Raw genomic sequence first — 17,403 nt, 5'->3', positions numbered from 1 at the left:
ACCCTCCACCAGTCGCTGCTGGACCATCCGGCCCGCTCCTCGTACGACCTCTCGGCCCTCCGGCTGGTGGTGACCGGCGCCGCCGTCGTCCCGCTCCGGCTGGTGGAGAGGCTGCGCGCCGAGCTGGGCGTCGCCACCGTCCTGACGGCGTACGGGCTCTCGGAGGCGAGCGGCATCGTCACCATGTGCCGCCGCGACGATCCGCCCGAGGTCGTCGCCACCACCTCCGGCCGCGCGATACCCGGCACCGAGGTCCGGGTCGACGCCGCGCCCGGGGAGCCCGGCGAGGTGCTGGTGCGGGGGCACAACGTCATGTCCGGCTACTTCGAGGACCCCGAGGAGACCGCGCGGGCCTTCACGGACGACGGCTGGCTGCGCACCGGCGACGTGGGCGTCCTCGACACGGCGGGCAACCTCCGCATCACCGACCGGATCAAGGACATGTTCATCGTCGGCGGCTTCAACGCCTACCCGGCCGAGATCGAACAACTCCTGGGCCTCCACCCCGACGTCGCCGACGTGGCCGTCGTGGGAGTCCCCGACCCCCGCCTCGGCGAGGTCGCGCAGGCCTACGTCGTACGCCGCCCCGGCGCCACCGCGACCGCCGACGACCTGATCGCCTGGGCGCGCCGCGAAATGGCGAACTACAAGGTGCCGCGGCGGGTGGAGTTCGTTGCCGGGCTCCCGAGGAACGCGAGCGGCAAGGTCCTCAAACGCGAACTGAGGGCATACGGCGGCCGCGGTGGCTCCCCCTCCGAGCCACCGCGGCCGCCGTCCCCCGTCGTGCGTGACCGGTCCCGGTCGACCGGGACCGGCTGACCGGTCCTCGGGCGTGTTTCGAGAGTCCCGTCCGGCTGGGGACGCCCGGCACGCTCCCCCGTGGCCCTCCGGGCACGGGAGGGCGCCTCGCGATCGCACGCACCAGACGCCCCCAGCCCCGCCGTGCGGCCGGACGACGCTACTTTCGAAAAACGCCCTAGCCGGCCGGCTCCGTCGTGACGTGGTTGTCGTCCGTCTTGCTGACGGTCTCGGTGTCCGTCACGTGGTTGTCCTGGGTGGTGGCCGTGCCGTCCCCGGTGCCCGTCACGTGGTTGTCCAGGGGTTTCACGACGGGGTCGGTCTTGTCCGTGCTCATGGCTGCAACTCCTCGTGTGGTGGCGAAGCCCGCCCGGCGACTCCCCCGAGGACCGCCGGACGGGCATTGTTCTCCGGGCCGTTCACCTTAGATGCATCAGACCCGGACCGACCCGCCTGCCCCCCGACGCGACGGATCGACACCCAGAGAATGGCGAACTGTGATAAACGAACGATGAACGACCGGCCGGCCGGCCCGCTCAGGCGGCGGCGACGGGAGTGAGCAGGGTCCGCACCTCGGCCGCCTCCGGCGAGTCGAGCTCCTCGTAGATGGTGAGCGCCTCGCGCCAGCAGGCCTGGGCGCGGCCGGTCTGCCCGATGGCGCTCAGGGCCTTGCCGAGGACGGTCAGGACGTTCCCGCGCCGCCACGCGCCCCCGATGCCGCGCAGCACGGCGAGCGACTGCTCGGCCAGCGCGGCGGCGCGTGCCGGCTGCTGCCGCGCGAGGTGGATCTCCGCGATTCGGAAGACGGTCATGCCCTCCCAGAGGCGCTGCCTGCTGTCGCGGAAGACGTCGAGGGCCTCGTTGAGCCGCTGCACCGCATCGGTGTGCAGGCCGGCGCGGGTGAGCGCGAGCCCCAGCGCATAGCGTCCGTTGGCGCCCCGCAGCGAGTGCCCGAGGCCGTCGTAGATGGCGGTGCCCTGCTGCGCGAGCCGGATCGCGCTCGAGGTGTTCCCCATGGCGAGGTGGGTGCGCGAGAGGTTGCACAGGGCGCTCGCCTCGCCCGCGGGGTTGTCCGTCGCGCGGAAGTTGGCGATCGCCTCCTCGAAGTACTTCTCGCCGTCGGCGTTCCGGTTCTGGTAGAGCGCGATGATGCCCCGGTCGTTGGGCGCCCAGCAGCTGGTCACCGGGTCGGCCGCCTGACGGGCCAGCAGCATCGCGTGGCTGGCCTCCTCCTCGGCCTCCGTGAAGCGCCCGGCCACGAGGTGGACGTTGGTGAGCGCCGTCCTGGCGCGGCCCTCCGCCCGGGCGTCGCCCGCGGCCCGCGCCGCGTCCCGTGCCGCGACCGCCGCCGTCTCGTACTCCCGGGAGTTGGCCCCCGACTCGGCGAGGTCCTTGGCGGCCCAGAGCAGGTCGACCGCGCGCCGCAGTCCGGCACCGTCGAGCGAGGCGCGCACGCAGGCGAGGAGGCAGTTGGCCTCGGCGTACAGCCAGTCCTGGGCGCGGTGGCGGTCGGGGAAGGACAGCCCGGCGTGGCGGGTGGGCTCCAGGTGGTCGACCAGCCGGTCCTGGGGCCGCTCGATGGCGTACACGGCTGCCGCGGTGGCGAGGTAGAAGTCCAGCAGCCGCGACAGCGCGGCCTCGCGCTCGTCGCGTCCCTGGGCCTGCCGCGGTTCCTCGTCCCGTCCCTGGCCGTCGGCATGGGTGACGCCGGCGCAGGAGCGGGCGTAGAGGCGCAGGAGGTCGTGGAAGCGGTAGCGGCCGGGTGCGGCGGACTCCAGGAGGGAGGCGTCGACGAGGGATTCGAGGAGGTCCTCGGCCTCCTGGGAATCGAGGTCCAGCAGGGCGGCGGCCGCGGCGAGGGAGATGTCGGGGCCGTCGGCCAGCCCCAGCAGCCGGAACGCGCGGGCCTGCTGGGGTTCGAGCTGGCCGTAGCCGAGTTCGAAGGTTGCCTTGACCGCGAGGTCGCCTGCCTGGAGTTCGTCCAGGCGGCGCCGCTCGTCGGCGAGCTTGCCGGCGAGGACGGAGACCGTCCAGGTGCGGCGCGCGGCCAGCCGGGACGCGGCGATACGGATGGCCAGGGGCAGGAAACCGCAGGCGCCGACGACGTCGAGCGCGGCCTCGCGTTCCCCGGAGACCCGCTCCTCGCCGACGATCCTGGTGAAGAGCTGGAGCGCCTCGTCCGGCGACATGACGTCCAGGTCCACCAGGTGCGCCCCGGCCAGCCCGAGCATGCGGGTCCGGCTGGTGATCAGGGCCGCGCAACCGGCCGTGCCGGGCAGCAGCGGCCGCACCTGGGCGGCGTCGCGCGCGTTGTCGAGCAGGACCAGCAGCCGGCGGCCGTCCAGCAGCGAGCGGTAGAGCCCGGCGCGTTCCTCCAGGGAGTCCGGGATGGCCGAGTCGGCGGTGCCGAGCGCCCGCAGGAACGCCCCGAGCACGGCCTCGGGTTCGGCGGCGCGTGCCCCCGTGCCCTGAAGGTCGGCGTAGAGCTGCCCGTCCGGGAAGTGCGGCCGGGCGGCGTGCGCGACGTGCACGGCCAGCGTCGTCTTGCCGACGCCGCCGATGCCCGCCAGCGCCGAGATGGTCATCACGCCGCCCCCGGCGGTGGCGAGCCGTTCGCCGAGGTCGCGCACGAACGCGGCGCGGCCGGTGAAGTCCGGCACGGTCGCCGGGAGCTGCGCGGGCCTGACCCGCGGGGCCGGCTGGTCGCCCTGCTCCGGGGCGAGGGGCTCGGCGAGGCCGGGGTCGGCGCGCAGGATGCGCTGCTGGAGCCGGGACATCTCCGGGCGCGGGTCGACGCCGAGTTCGTCGGCCAGCAGCCGCCGGGTGTCGGCGTACACGGCGAGCGCCTCGGCCTGCCGCCCGCTGCGGTACAGCGCGAGCATCAGCAGCTCGCGCAGCCGCTCCCGCAGGGGGTGTGCGGCGGTCAGCGCGGTGAGCTCGGAGACCGCCTCCGCGTGGCAGCCGACCTCCAGGTCCATGTCCAGCCGCGCTTCGAGGAGCTGGAGGCGCCACTCCTCCAGCCGGGCCCGCTGTGCCTCGGCGTACGGGCCGGGCACACCGGCCAGCGGTTCGCCGTCCCACAGTCCGAGCGACTTGCCCAGCAGGGCGCGGGCGGCGCACAGGTCCCCGGAGCTCCTGGCCTTCTCGCCCTCGGCCGCCAGCTGTTCGGCGACCGTGAGGTCCAGGGCGCCCTCGGCGACGCGCACGGCATAGCCGCCCGCCTCGCTGGTCAGCGCCTCGGGGCCGAGCGACTTGCGCATCCGGGAGGCGTACGTCCGTACCGCCGCCAGGGCGCGGGAGGGCGGCTCCTCGCCCCACAGCGCGTCGATCAGCTCTGCGGCCGTGGCAGTGCGGCCGTCTCGCAGGAGCAGGGCGGCGAGCAGCGCCTTCTGCTGCGGGGAACCGGTCGGCACCGGCTCGCCGTCGCGCCAGGCGCGGACCGGCCCGAGTACGGAGAAGCGCAGTTCGGGGTGGGCCTCCCCGGATCCCTCGGGTCCGCGCTGCTCCGGTGCCCCTGGTGCGACGTCCATCGATCCCCCTCGCCTGCCCCTGCCTCCCCGCGCACGCTTGCACAGGCCAGTGTGCCCTGTGAGCGGTGGGCGCGTCAGCATCCGGAGGCTGCCTCAGGCACGCTCCACACATGCGGCACGCAGGGATCTCCGCACAAACTTCACACCTGCCGGGACCGGTTGGCGCGCAGCGCGACCCGACAGCTACCTGACGAACCGTCAGATCGGCGCTACCGTGAGGCGTATGGAGACCTTCCCCAGGATCATCTCGGTGGACGACCACACGGTCGAGCCCCCCCACGTCTGGCGGGACCGGCTCCCGTCGAGGTACCGCGACACCGGTCCGCGCATCGTCCGCGCCCCGCTGAAGGAAATGACCTTCCTGGGCGGAAAGTTCGCCCCCGTCATGGGCGTGCCCGGCGACGAGGGCCCGGTCGGCGACTGGTGGGTGTACGAGGACCTGCACCGCCCGCTCACCCGGCTGGACACCGCGGTCGGCTACGACCGCGACGAGATCAGGCTCGAAGTCATCACGTACGAGCAGATGCGGCCGGGGTCCTGGTCGGTGCCCGACCGGCTGGCCGACATGGACGTCAATCACGTGCAGTCGGCCCTCTGCTTCCCCACCTTCCCGCGCTTCTGCGGCCAGACCTTCACCGAGGCGAAGGACCGCGAACTCGCGCTGCTCGGGGTGCGCGCCTACAACGACTGGATGGTGGAGGAGTGGTGCGGGCCGCAGGCCATGGGCCGGCTCGTACCGTTGACGATCATCCCCCTGTGGGACGCGGAGCTGGCCGCCGCGGAGGTGCGCCGGAACGCCGCGCGCGGCGTGCGCGCCGTCTGCTTCAGCGAGATCCCGCCCAACCTGGGTCTGCCGTCCATCCACACCGACGACTGGGACCCGTTCCTGCGGGCCTGCGACGAGACCGGCACGGTCGTCGCCATGCACATCGGCTCCTCGTCCCGGATGCCCTCCACCTCGGCCGACGCCCCGCCCGCCGTCGGGTCGGCGATCACCTTCGCGAACTGCTGCTTCTCGATGGTCGACTGGCTGATGAGCGGCAAGTTCGAGCGCTTCCCGAATCTGAGGGTGATGTACGCCGAGGGCCAGATCGGCTGGATCCCCTACATCCTGGAGCGCGCGGACGTCGTCTGGGAGGAGAACCGCGGCTGGGGAGGGGTCGCCGACAAGGTGCACCGCCCGCCCTCCGAGCTCTTCGCCGAGCACGTGTACGGCTGCTTCTTCGACGACGCCTTCGGTCTGCGCAACCTCGATTCCATAGGCGTCGGCAACGTCCTGTACGAGACGGACTACCCGCACTCCGACTCCACCTGGCCCAAGTCCAGGGAGGTCGGCGAGGCGCAGATGGGCCACCTGGCGCAGGACGTGGTGGAGCGGATCGTGCGGGGCAACGCGATCGAGCTGCTGGGCCTCACCCCCGAGGGGCTGTGGGAGCCCTCGGCGCGGTGAGACACGGGCGGGGGCGCGTCCGCCACGGGGCGCGTCCGCCGGGGGTGCGTCCGCCACGGGGCGGGGACGCCGTGGCGCGCGCGGCCGGCCGGCTCCCGCGGCCGGCTCCCGTGCCCGGCGCCGCCCCGGGGCGTCACGGCGTACCGGCGCACGGAACCGGGCCCTTGTCTGATGGAGCGTCAGCTATCACGATGGTTGCCGCACGTTGCGTGACGAACCGTCAGGCAGCTCGGATACGAGGGGGTGCGTCCCATGGCGCGATTGGTGCCCGAAGGCAGGCTCGTGTACGGGATGCAGCTGCCCGTGCAGTCGGGAAGCACCCTCTACACCGAGGAGTGGGAGCGGACCGCCACTGCGGTCGATCTCGCCGAGATCGCCCGCACGGCCGACCGCTGCGGCTTCTTCTACATCGCCGCGTGCGACCACGTCGCCATCCCCCGGCGGCTGGCCGGCGCCATGAGCACCGTGTGGTACGACCCCGTCTCCACACTCTCCTTCCTGGCCGGGGTGACCGAGCGGGTCCGGCTGCTCAGCCACGTCGCCGTCGTCGGTCTGCGGCACCCGCTGCTCACCGCCAAGCAGTACGCCACGCTGGACCGTCTGAGCGCGGGGAGGCTGATCCTGGGCGTCGGGGCCGGGCATGTGCGCGAGGAGTTCGACCTGCTGGGAGTGGACTTCGACGGCCGCGGGCGGGTGCTGGACGAGACGGTCGACGCGCTGAGGGCGGCCCTGGGCCCGGACGAGTTCCCCGAGTTCGAGGGGCGGTTGTTCCGCTTCTCGGGACTCGGCCAGAAGCCGCGGCCCGCACAGTCGCGGGTTCCCCTCTGGGTCGGCGGCTCCTCGCCCGCCGCGGTACGCAGGGCCGCGACCCGCGGCGACGGCTGGCTCCCGCAGGGCGACCCGCGCGAGCGGCTCCCCGCGCAGATCGCCCGCTTCCGTGAGCTCAGGGCCGCCGCCGGGATCGAGGACCCCGCCGACATCGGGGCGATCACCGAGCCGCTGTACGTCGGCGAACCGGCCTGGGACGTCGGGCACCGGACCCTGTCGGGCAAGCCGGAGGCGATCGCCGAGTCGCTGCGCGCGTACGGCGCCATGGGCGTGCACCAGATCCAGGTGCGGTTCCGCAGCCGCAGCCGCACCGAACTCGCCGACCAGATGACGGCCTTCGCCGCCGAGGTCGCCCCCCACCTCGACCGGTAGCGCCGCCGCCCTCCGTGACCCGGGCCGAGGGCAGGGACCCGGGCCGAGGGCAGGGGCCCGGAGGCGGGCCTTCGGCGCACGGCTCGTCCGCACCACTCAACCTCGATCCCAGGGAGTTCGCTGATGGGCAAGCTGGACGGACGCGTCGTCGTCATCACCGGGGCCGCGCGCGGGCAGGGTGAGCAGGAGGCCAGGCTGTTCGTGGCCGAGGGGGCGCGGGTGCTGCTCGGTGACGTGCTCGACGACCGGGGCGAGGCCCTGGCGAAGGAACTGGGCGAGGACGTCGCGAAGTACGTCCGCCTCGACGTGAGCCGCGAGGAGGACTGGTCCGCGGCCGTCGCCGCCGCCGAGGAGAACTTCGGCGGCAAGGTCGACGGCCTGGTCAACAACGCCGGGATCCTGCGCTTCAACGAGCTGGTCAGCACCCCGCTGGAGGAGTTCCTCGAGGTCGTCCGGGTCAACCAGGTCGGGGTCTTCCTCGGCATGAGGGCCTGCGCCCCCGGGATCAGGGCGGCGGGCGGCGGCACCATCGTCAACACCGCCTCCTACACCGCGCTGTCCGGAATGACGCTGCTGACCTCCTACGCCGCCACCAAGGCGGCCATAGTCGGGATGACGCGGGTCGCGGCGCTGGAGCTGGCGCCGCACGGGATCAGGGTCAACGCGATGTGTCCGGGCGCCGTCGACACTCCCATGACGAGCGCGGCGGCCCTCGATCCCGCCCTGGACACCCCGGAGACCGCGGCGGCCGTCGAGGAGCTGTACCGCAGGATCGTGCCGCTGGGCCGGATCGGCAGGCCGGAGGAGGTGGCCGCGCTCGCGCTCTTCCTCACCTCGGCCGACTCCTCGTACATCACCGGCCAGCCCTTCGTGGTGGACGGCGGCTGGCTGGCCGGCGTCAGCCTGGGCTGAGGAGACGGAAGCGGGAGTCCTGTCCCTCCGGGAGCAGAACTGACGGTATGTCAGATCTATCGCCGTGCGCCATTGACGCCGCGGGGTCGCGGTGCGAGAGTCTGACGCATCGTCAGATTGCGATCCGGGGAAGGGTGAGCCGCCTTGGAATTCGGTCTCTTCGTACAGGGCTATGTGGGCAAGCGGGCCGAAACCGACCCGGAGGCGGAGCACAAGGTGCTCATGGAGGAGATCGACTACGTCGTCCGCGCCGACCGGTCCGGCTTCAAGTACGCCTGGGCCTCGGAGCACCACTTCCTGGAGGAGTACTCCCACCTCTCCGCCAGCGACGTCTACCTCGGCTACCTCGCCCACGCCACCGACCGCATCCACCTCGGCTCGGGGATCTTCAACCCTCTCGCCCAGGTCAACCACCCGGTCAAGGTCGCCGAGAAGGTGGCCATGCTCGACCACCTCTCCAGGGGCCGCTTCGAGTTCGGCACCGGGCGCGGCGCGGGCTCGCACGAGATCCTCGGCTTCCTCCCCGGCATCACCGACATGAACCACACCAAGGAGATCTGGGAAGAGACGATCGCCGAGTTCCCCAAGATGTGGCTCCAGGAGGAGTACGAGGGCTTCCGGGGCAAGCACTGGTCGCTGCCGCCCCGCAAGGTCTTCCCCAAGCCGTACGGCGCCTCGCACCCGGCCATGTGGTACGCCGCCGGCTCCCCGCCCTCCTACGCCATGGCGGCGCGCAAGGGTCTCGGTGTGCTGGGCTTCAGCGTGCAGAAGGTCTCGGACATGGAATGGGTGCTGGAGCAGTACAAGACGGCGATCCGGGACGCCGAACCCATCGGCGACTTCGTCAACGACAACGTGATGGTGACGACGACGGCGATCTGCGCCGAGACGCACGAGGAGGCGGTACGGACCGCCGCGAGCGGCGGGCTCCACTACCTCCAGTCCCTCGTCTTCCGCTACCACGACACCTTCCCGCGCCCCGAGGGCTTCCCCGTCTGGCCGGAGACCCTGCCCCCGTTCAACGAGGAGATCGTCGAACTCCTCATCGCGGAGGAGCTGATGATCTGCGGCGACCCGGACGAGGTGCTCCGGCAGTGCAAGCGCTGGGAGCAGGCCGGCGCCGACCAGCTGGTCTTCGGGCTGCCCGCGGGCATCCCGTACGAGGACACGCTGCGCACCATCGAACTCGTCGGCGAGCACGTCATACCCAAGATCGACACCGATCCCGTGCACCGCACGACGCGGTTCCGCCGGGCCGCGGCCGGCGGAACCGCCTGACGCCCGCGCCGCCACGCAGCCACGCAGCCGCGCGGGACGCGGCGGCGGGGCCGGCGGATCCCGGCCCGCCGGCCCTGCCGGGCCCGCCTCGCGCGGCGTCTTCCCGCGACCCGCGCGACCCGCGCCACCCATGGTCGCCCCGGTCGCCCCGACGATGGCGTCCGCGGCGCAGACGGGCGGAGGCAACCGCCGACCCGGGCCGCCCCGCCGGACCCCGCCGGACCCGGCCGCCACGGCAGAACGGGCGGCACGGCAGAACGGGCGGCACGGCAGAACGGGCGGCCCGGCCGGCCCGGGCGCCGGACGGAACCACACACGGAAAGGGACCGCACGTCATGCTGGACCACCTCATCCGCGGAGCGACCGTCGTGGACGGCACGGGCGCCCCCTCGTACGTCGCCGACGTCGGACTGCGCGGCGGCCGCATCGCCGTGATCGCCGGGCCGGGCACCGTCACCGAGGAGGCCGCGAGCAGCGAGGAGGCCGACGGCCTGGTCCTCGCGCCCGGCTTCGTCGACCCCCACACGCACTACGACGCCCAGCTGTTCTGGGACCCGTACGCGACGCCCTCCCTCAACCACGGCGTCACCACGGTGGCGGGCGGCAACTGCGGCTTCACCCTCGCTCCGCTGAACCCCGCGCGGCCCGAGGACGCCGACTACACCCGGCGGATGATGTCCAAGGTCGAGGGCATGTCCCTGGTCGCCCTCGAAGAGGGGGCGCCGTGGACCTGGCACGGCTTCGGCGAGTACCTCGACGCGCTGGAGGGGAGGATCGCCGTCAACGCCGGGTTCATGGTCGGCCACTGCGCCCTGCGCCGCCACGTGATGGGCCCGGACGCGATCGGCGGGCAGCCGGACGAGGAGCAGCTCGGCGCGATGCTGCGGCTGCTGCACGAGGCCATGGACGCCGGGGCCTGGGGACTGTCCACCACCCAGTCGTCCACCCACTCCGACGGGGACGGGCACCCGGTCGCGTCCCGGCACGCGCGGCCCGGGGAACTGCTCGCCCTGTCACGGGCCGTCGGCGAGCACGAGGGCACCCAGCTGGAGGCGATCGTCGCCGGCTGCCTGGACCGCTTCGCCGACGAGGAGATCGACCTCCTCGTCGGGATGACGGCCGCCGCGGGCCGCCCGCTCAACTGGAACGTCCTGACCGTCGACGCGGCCGTCCCCGACCGCGTGCCGCGCCAGCTGGTCCCCAGCGAGCGCGCCCGGCGGGCCGGCGGCCGCATCGTCGCACTGACCATGCCGATCCTCACCCCGATGAACATGTCGCTGGGCACCTTCTGCGCGCTGAACCTGATCCCCGGCTGGGGGGAGGTCCTCGGCCTGCCGGTTCCCGAACGCATCGCGCGGCTGCGCGACCCCGCGGTGCGCGCCGAGCTGCTGCGCCGCGCCGGCAGCAGGGGGGCGGGCGTCTTCCGGCGGCTCGCGGACTTCGGCCGGTACGTCATCGGGGACACCTACAGCGCGGTCAACGAGGGGCTCAGCGGCCGCGTGGTCCGCGACATCGCCGCCGAGCGCGGGCAGGACCCCTTCGCCACCCTCGTCGAGATCTGCGCCGCCGACGAGCTCCGTACGGTGCTGTGGCCCATGCCCACCGACAACGACCCGGAGTCGTGGGAGCTGCGCCGCAGGACCTGGGAGCACGAGGACGTCATGCTGGGGGGTTCCGACGCGGGCGCGCACCTGGACCGGATGTGCGGGGCGCCGTACACCACCCGCTTCATCGGCGACTGCCTGCGCGGACGGCGGCTGACGAGCCTGGAGCAGGCCGTACGGATGCTGACCGACGACCCGGCCCGGCTGTTCGGTCTGCGCGGCCGGGGCCGCGTCGCGGAGGGGTACCACGCCGATCTCGTCCTCTTCGACCCGGAGCGCGTCGGGGCCGCGCCGGCCCGGCTGGTGCACGACCTGCCGGGGGACAGCCCGCGGCTGGACTCGCGGGCGCTGGGTGTGGTGAGCGTGCGCGTCAACGGGGTCGAGGCGATCCGGGAGGACAAGGTCACCGGCGCGGTGCCGGGGAAGGTGCTGCGCTCGGGCCGCGACACACGGACGGTGAGCACGAAGGGCTAGGAGCCGAACGGAGACGAACGTCACGGGAAATTTTGAAACCGGACATTTAGGGTGCGGTTGCGGTTCTCGTATCGCGGAAGTCGCGCCCGAGGTCGTGCTTTTCCAGGCGTGAACGCTTGTCTGCCTTGAATTCTCTGGTGGGTACGGGCAGAGTGCTCTCTGATTGAAGGAAACCTGTGCGGCGTGCAGAGTTCCAGATACGGAAATAGCAGCATTTACCGTCCTTCGCATGACTCACGTGGAAGCACGGCCCCAGGCCGGAGACACGGTACGGACAGTGACCGCCGACGGCGGCGTACGGTCCAAGGGGCTCAGCGGCAACTCCGTGGGCCTCGTCGGCGGCGCGGTGATCGGCGTCTCGACCGTCGCACCCGTCTACTGCCTCACGGCGACCCTCGGCCCCACGGTCGGCGAGGTCGGCCTCCAGATGCCCGCGATCTTCCTCGCCGGTTTCCTCCCGATGCTGCTCGTCGCCTTCGCGTACCGGGAACTGAACAAGGCGGTCCCGGACTGCGGCACCTCCTTCACCTGGTCGGTGAAGGCATTCGGGCCGCGTGTCGGCTGGATGTGCGGCTGGGGTCTGCTCGTCGCCACCGTCGTCGTGCTGTCCAACCTCGCGGGCGTCGCCACCTCCTTCTTCTGGCTCACCGCGGGAGAGATCACCGGTAGCGAGGGGGTCGCGGGCCTCGACGGCAACAAGGCCGTCCACATCCTCACCACTCTCGTCTTCGTGGCCGTCGCCACGGCGATCAGCTACCGGGGCATCACCGCCACCAAGTGGGTGCAGTACGCCCTGGTCGGGCTCCAGCTCGCGGTCGTCGTGATGTTCGTCGTCATGGCCGTCGCCAGATCCGGCGAGGTCGCGGGCTCCCTCGACTTCTCCTGGTCCTGGATGAATCCCTTCGGCGTCGAGTCCTTCGCCGCCTTCACCGCCGGGCTCTCCCTGTCGATCTTCATCTACTGGGGCTGGGACACCTGCCTGTCCGTCAACGAGGAGAGCGTCGGCAGCCACAAGACGCCGGGCCGTGCCGCGATGCTCGCCATCGTCGTGATCGTCGCCTCGTACCTCATGGTCGCCGTCGCCGCGCAGATGTACGCCGGCATCGGCGAGGAGGGCACCGGCCTCGGCAACCCGGACACCGCCGACAACGTCTTCGCCGTGCTCGCCGATCCCATCCTGGGCTCCGGCCTCGGCATCCTCCTCTTCGTCGCCGTCCTCGCCTCCGCCGCCGCGAGCCTGCAGACCACCTTCATCCCCGTCGCCCGCACGGCGCTGGCCATGAGCGCCTACAAGGCCCTGCCCGACTCCTTCGCGAAGATCCACCCCCGCTTCATGATCCCCGGCCGCGCCACCGTCGCGGCGGGCGTCGCGACCGGCGTCTTCTACACGGTCATGACGCTGCTCAGCGAGAACGTCCTCGTCGACACCATCTACGCGCTGGGCCTGATGATCTGCTTCTACTACGCCATCACGGCCTTCGCCTGCGTCTGGTACTTCCGCCGCGACCTGCGCCGCTCGGTGCGCGACCTGCTGGTCAAGGGAATCGCCCCGGCGCTCGGCGGCCTGATGCTGACCGCCGTCTTCGGCCAGACCCTGCACGACATGTGGGACCCCGCCTACGGCAGCGGCTCGTCCGTCCTCGGTGTCGGCTCCGTGTTCGTCATCGGCGTCGGACTGCTGCTCCTCGGCGTGGTCCTGATGCTGGCGATGCAGCGCCGCAGCCCCGCCTTCTTCCGCGGCGAGGTGCTGACGAAACAGACGCCCGCGCTGGTCGTCCCGGACTGACCGGCCGCCGGCCGGAAACGCCGTACGGCCCCCCGGCCCGGGGGCTACGGTGCACGGCCATGAGGCGATTCGAGGGATACGGAGTCCTGATCACCGGCGCGGGCAGCGGCATCGGCGCCGCCACCGCCCGCCGCCTCGCGGGCGAGGGCGCGCGGGTGCTGGTGACCGACGTCGACGCGGACCGCGCCGCCCGCACGGCCGCGGGGCTCACCGGCGCGCACCCGTTCGTGTGCGACGTCCGGGACCGGGCCTCCGTGGAGGCGGCCGTCGAGCGCGCCGCCGAACTGTTCGGCGGCGCGCTCGACGTACTGGTCAACAACGCCTACGCCTGCCACCCCGACGCCGAGCGCTTCGAGGACCAGTCGGACGAGGACTGGGAGAACGACCTCGACGTCACCCTGACCGGAGCCTTCCGCTGCGCCCGGGCCGCGCTGCCGTACCTGGAGGCGGCAGGAGGCCGCGGCGCCGTCGTCAACATCGGCTCCGTCAACGGCGAGCAGGACTTCGGCAACCACGCCTACAGCGCCGCCAAGGCCGGCCTGGCCAGCCTCACCCGCACCCTCGCCGGGCGGGCCGCGCCGCGCGGCGTCCGCGTCAACCTCGTCGCCCCGGGCACCATCCGCACTCCGGCCTGGGCCGGCCGCGAGAAGACCCTGGAGTACCTCGGCTCACACGTCTACCCGCTGGGCCGGGTCGGCGAACCGGAGGACATCGCCGCCGCCGTCGCCTTCCTCGCCTCCACCGACGCCTCCTGGATCACGGGTACGACGCTGCGGGTCGACGGGGGACTCCTCGCCACGCACACGGCCTTCCGCACGGCTCCTACCGAGGAGTGAACGGAACGGATACGTTGACGCCGTCCGACGATGACGACGGAGGTGCCGGAACATGCGGATCGGTGTCACGATCTTCCTGACGGACGAGACGATCACGCCTGTGCGGCTCGCCCGCGAACTGGAGGAGCGCGGGTACGCCGGGCTCTACCTCCCGGAGCACACCCACATCCCGGTCAGCCGCGTCACCCCGTGGCCGGCGGGCGGCGAACTGCCCCGCGAGTACGGGCGCACCCTCGACCCGTTCATCGCCCTCGGACAGGCGGCCGCCGTCACCGAACGGCTCGGCCTCGGCACCGGCATCACCCTGATCACCCAGCACGACCCGATCGACCTCGCCAAGCAGATCGCCACCCTCGACCACCTCTCCGGCGGCCGCCTCACCTTCGGCCTCGGCTTCGGCTGGAACGTCGAGGAGGCATCCGACCACGGCGTCCAGTGGCGCACCCGCCGCGAACTCGGCCGGGACCGCATGGCCCTGATGCGCGCCCTGTGGGCGGACGAACCCACCGCCTACGAGGGCGAGTTCGGATCGGTCGCGGCCAGCCATGCCCACCCCAAGCCGGTGCAGAAGCCGCGCGGCCCGGTCACCGGGCCGCGCACCCTCGTCGGCGGGGCCGCCGGCCCGAAACTCTTCTCGCACATCACGGAGTACGCCGACGGCTGGCTGCCCATCGGAGGCGGCGGCCTGACCCGGTCGCTGCCGCCGCTGCGCACGGCCTGGGAAGAGGCCGGCCGTGACCCGGCCCAGCTCCAGGTCGTCCCGTACGCCGTCCTGCCCAGCCCCGGGAAGCTGGCCCACTACGCCGAACTCGGCATCCGCGAGGTCGTGCTGCAACTGCCGCCCGGCGGGGAGGACGAGGTGCTGCGGACGCTCGACGACTACCAGCGGTTCCTGTGACGGCGGCGGCCGCCGTACACGGCCGGTACGTGCCCCGCGCACGCCCCGGGCACGGATCCCGCGTGCGGCCCGCCGCCCCGGGCGCAGGCACGGGCGCCCGCGCAAGCGGACGCGCGTGTGATCTGCGATACCTCTCCTGATGTGATGACAGGGGCCTACGTATCCTCTGAGGATGACGAGCAGCGCCGAGCACGCAGGCCCGACGGCACCCACCTCCAACGCGATGCGCCGCGCCCTCAGACGAGCCCGTGACGGTGTCGCCCTGGACGTCACCGAGGCCGCCGTCCTGCTCCGGGCGCGCGGCGCCGACCTCGACGAACTCACCACCTCCGCCGCGCGGGTCCGCGACGCCGGGCTGGAGGCCGCCGGCCGGCCCGGCGTCATCACCTACTCCAAGAGCGTCTTCGTCCCGCTCACCCGGCTGTGCCGCGACAAGTGCCACTACTGCACCTTCGCCACCGTGCCCGGCAAGCTCCGCCGGGCCGGCCACGGCATGTTCATGTCCCCCGACGAGGTCCTCGACATCGCCCGCCGCGGCGCCGAACTCGGCTGCAAGGAAGCCCTGATCACCCTCGGCGACAAACCCGAGGACCGCTGGCCCGAGGCCCGCGAATGGCTCGACGCGCACGGCTACGACGACACCATCGCGTACGTACGGGCCATGGCCGTCCGCATCCTCGAGGAGACCGGACTGCTGCCCCACCTCAACCCGGGCGTGCTGACCTGGACCGACTTCCAGCGCCTCAAGCCCGTCGCCCCCTCCATGGGCATGATGCTGGAGACCACCGCCGAGCGGCTGTGGAGCGAGCCCGGCGGCCCGCACCACGGCTCGCCCGACAAGGAACCGGCCGTGCGGCTGCGGGTGCTCGAGGACGCCGGCCGCTCCTCCGTGCCGTTCACGAGCGGACTGCTCATCGGCATCGGCGAGACCCCCGAGGAACGCGCCGAGTCGCTGTTCGCGCTGCGCCGCGTCGCGCGCGCCTACCACGGCATCCAGGAACTGATCATCCAGAACTTCCGCGCCAAGCCGGACACGGCGATGCGCGGCATGCCCGACGCCGAACTCGACGACCTCGTCGCCACCGTCGCCGTGGCCCGCCACATCATGGGCCCCGCCGCCTGCCTCCAGGCCCCGCCCAACCTCGTCGACGACGAGTACGGGCGGCTCATCGCCGCGGGCATCGACGACTGGGGCGGCGTCTCCCCGCTGACCCCGGACCACGTCAACCCCGAACGCCCCTGGCCGCAGATCGACCTGCTCGCCGAACGCTCCGCGCAGGCAGGCTTCGAACTGCGCGAACGCCTCTGCGTCTACCCCGAGTTCGTCCAGCGCGGCGAACCCTGGCTCGACCCCCGGCTGCTGCCCCACGTCACCGCGCTCGCCGACCCCGCCACCGGCCTGGCGCGCGCCGGAGCGCTGCCCCGCGGCCTGCCCTGGCAGGAGCCCGACGAGGGCTTCACCGCGAGCGGCCGCACCGACCTGCACCGCACCATCGACACCGAGGGCCGCACCGGCGACCGGCGCGACGACTTCGACGAGGTGTACGGAGACTGGGAGGCGCTGCGCGAGGCGGCCGCGCCCGGCATGGTGCCCGAGCGCATCGACACCGACGTCCGCGAAGCCCTCGCCGTGGCCGCCGACGACCCGGAGCGGCTGACCGACGAGCAGGCCCTGGCCCTGCTGCACGCCGAGGGCCCGGCCCTCGACGCGCTCTGCCGGACCGCCGACGACGTGCGGAAATCGGCCGTGGGCGACGAGGTGACGTACATCGTCACCCGCAACATCAACTTCACCAACGTCTGCTACACCGGCTGCCGCTTCTGCGCCTTCGCCCAGCGCCGCACGGACGCCGACGCCTACACCCTCTCCCTGGACCAGGTCGCCGACCGCGCCCAGCAGGCGTGGGACGTCGGCGCCGTGGAGGTCTGCATGCAGGGCGGCATCCACCCCGACCTGCCCGGCACCGCCTACTTCGACATCGCGCGCGCCGTCAAGCAGCGCGTCCCCGGCATGCACGTCCACGCCTTCTCCCCGATGGAGGTCGTCAACGGCGCCACCCGCACCGGCATGTCGATCCGCGACTGGCTCACCGCCGCCGGGGAGGCAGGACTCGACTCCATCCCCGGCACGGCCGCCGAGATCCTCGACGACGAGGTGCGCTGGGTCCTCACCAAGGGCAAACTCCCCACCGCCACCTGGATCGAGGTCGTCACCACCGCCCACGAACTCGGCATCCGCTCCTCGTCCACGATGATGTACGGCCACGTGGACCAGCCCCGCCACTGGCTCGGCCACCTGCGTACCCTCGCCCGCATCCAGCAGGAGACCGGCGGCTTCACGGAGTTCGTGACCCTGCCCTTCATCCACACCAACGCGCCCGTCTACCTCGCGGGCATCGCAAGGCCGGGCCCCACCAGCCGCGACAACCGCGCCGTCACGGCCATGGCCCGCCTGCTCCTGCACCCCCACATCCCCAACATCCAGACCAGCTGGGTCAAGCTGGGCGCGGACGGGGCCGCCGAGATGCTCCGCTCGGGCGCCAACGACCTCGGCGGAACCCTGATGGAGGAGACCATCTCCCGCATGGCGGGCTCCGGTTACGGCTCCTACAAGTCCATCCGCGACCTCGTCGCCAT

The 17,403-nt window shown here is 72.6% G+C and carries 12 protein-coding genes; 10 read left to right on the top strand and 2 right to left on the bottom strand.

Features of this window, described 5'->3' with window-relative positions; genetic code table 11:
• On the top strand, positions 1–819 hold an 819-nt coding region (locus GUY61_RS19660), incomplete at its 5' end, for an AMP-binding enzyme (protein WP_166631516.1).
• Positions 820–976: 157 nt separating this feature from the next.
• On the opposite strand, the gene GUY61_RS19655 is transcribed toward GUY61_RS19660, so the two are convergent.
• Complete coding sequence (locus tag GUY61_RS19655) at positions 977–1,135, bottom strand: hypothetical protein (RefSeq protein ID WP_166631515.1); 159 nt, start codon at positions 1,133–1,135, stop codon at positions 977–979.
• A gap of 199 nt (positions 1,136–1,334) precedes the next feature.
• A complete protein-coding gene (locus GUY61_RS19650; protein ID WP_166631514.1) occupies positions 1,335–4,328 on the bottom strand; it encodes a BTAD domain-containing putative transcriptional regulator in 2,994 nt (997 codons plus the stop codon).
• A gap of 223 nt (positions 4,329–4,551) precedes the next feature.
• On the opposite strand from GUY61_RS19650, the gene GUY61_RS19645 reads away from it, so the two are divergent.
• The 9 genes from GUY61_RS19645 to GUY61_RS19605 all read left to right on the top strand — a co-directional run.
• Positions 4,552–5,778: an amidohydrolase family protein gene (locus GUY61_RS19645; RefSeq protein WP_166631513.1), complete on the top strand. Its 1,227-nt coding sequence runs from the start codon at positions 4,552–4,554 to the stop codon at positions 5,776–5,778.
• Between the two features lie 252 nt (positions 5,779–6,030).
• Positions 6,031–6,978 (top strand): LLM class F420-dependent oxidoreductase, encoded by a 948-nt coding sequence (locus GUY61_RS19640; protein WP_166631512.1) that lies wholly within the window; start codon positions 6,031–6,033, stop codon positions 6,976–6,978.
• A gap of 123 nt (positions 6,979–7,101) precedes the next feature.
• A complete protein-coding gene (locus GUY61_RS19635; protein WP_166631511.1) occupies positions 7,102–7,890 on the top strand; it encodes an SDR family NAD(P)-dependent oxidoreductase in 789 nt (262 codons plus the stop codon).
• 144 nt (positions 7,891–8,034) lie between these two features.
• Entirely contained in the window at positions 8,035–9,168 is a 1,134-nt protein-coding gene (locus GUY61_RS19630; protein ID WP_166631510.1) for an LLM class flavin-dependent oxidoreductase, read from the top strand.
• A gap of 335 nt (positions 9,169–9,503) precedes the next feature.
• Positions 9,504–11,246 carry an amidohydrolase family protein gene (locus GUY61_RS19625; protein WP_166631509.1) on the top strand — a complete coding sequence of 581 codons (1,743 nt, stop codon included), beginning with the start codon at positions 9,504–9,506 and terminating at the stop codon, positions 11,244–11,246.
• 229 nt (positions 11,247–11,475) lie between these two features.
• Positions 11,476–13,032 carry an APC family permease gene (locus tag GUY61_RS19620; protein ID WP_166631508.1) on the top strand — a complete coding sequence of 519 codons (1,557 nt, stop codon included), beginning with the start codon at positions 11,476–11,478 and terminating at the stop codon, positions 13,030–13,032.
• Positions 13,033–13,091: 59 nt separating this feature from the next.
• Positions 13,092–13,868, top strand: a complete 777-nt coding sequence (locus GUY61_RS19615) for an SDR family NAD(P)-dependent oxidoreductase (protein ID WP_166631507.1) — start codon at positions 13,092–13,094, stop codon at positions 13,866–13,868.
• Positions 13,869–13,920: 52 nt separating this feature from the next.
• A complete protein-coding gene (locus GUY61_RS19610) occupies positions 13,921–14,766 on the top strand; it encodes an LLM class F420-dependent oxidoreductase (protein WP_166631506.1) in 846 nt (281 codons plus the stop codon).
• A gap of 172 nt (positions 14,767–14,938) precedes the next feature.
• Positions 14,939–17,403, top strand: a 2,465-nt coding sequence (locus tag GUY61_RS19605; protein ID WP_166631505.1) for a bifunctional FO biosynthesis protein CofGH, incomplete at its 3' end; no start/stop codon positions are given.

The sequence above is a fragment of the Streptomyces sp. GC420 genome (assembly GCF_009916105.1).
GTDB lineage: Bacteria > Actinomycetota > Actinomycetes > Streptomycetales > Streptomycetaceae > Streptomyces.
This window is presented reverse-complemented; position numbering and strand designations above follow the sequence as displayed.

Excerpts from the sequence above, each read along its gene's own strand:
- GUY61_RS19635 (WP_166631511.1), top strand. The coding sequence starts at position 7,102 with ATGGGCAAGCTGGACGGACGCGTCGTCGTCATCACCGGGGCCGCGCGC.
- GUY61_RS19645 (WP_166631513.1), top strand. The coding sequence starts at position 4,552 with ATGGAGACCTTCCCCAGGATCATCTCGGTGGACGACCACACGGTCGAG.
- GUY61_RS19610 (WP_166631506.1), top strand. The coding sequence starts at position 13,921 with ATGCGGATCGGTGTCACGATCTTCCTGACGGACGAGACGATCACGCCT.
- GUY61_RS19620 (WP_166631508.1), top strand. The coding sequence starts at position 11,476 with ATGACTCACGTGGAAGCACGGCCCCAGGCCGGAGACACGGTACGGACA.
- GUY61_RS19655 (WP_166631515.1), bottom strand. The coding sequence starts at position 1,135 with ATGAGCACGGACAAGACCGACCCCGTCGTGAAACCCCTGGACAACCAC.
- GUY61_RS19625 (WP_166631509.1), top strand. The coding sequence starts at position 9,504 with ATGCTGGACCACCTCATCCGCGGAGCGACCGTCGTGGACGGCACGGGC.
- GUY61_RS19640 (WP_166631512.1), top strand. The coding sequence starts at position 6,031 with ATGGCGCGATTGGTGCCCGAAGGCAGGCTCGTGTACGGGATGCAGCTG.
- GUY61_RS19615 (WP_166631507.1), top strand. The coding sequence starts at position 13,092 with ATGAGGCGATTCGAGGGATACGGAGTCCTGATCACCGGCGCGGGCAGC.
- GUY61_RS19650 (WP_166631514.1), bottom strand. The coding sequence starts at position 4,328 with ATGGACGTCGCACCAGGGGCACCGGAGCAGCGCGGACCCGAGGGATCC.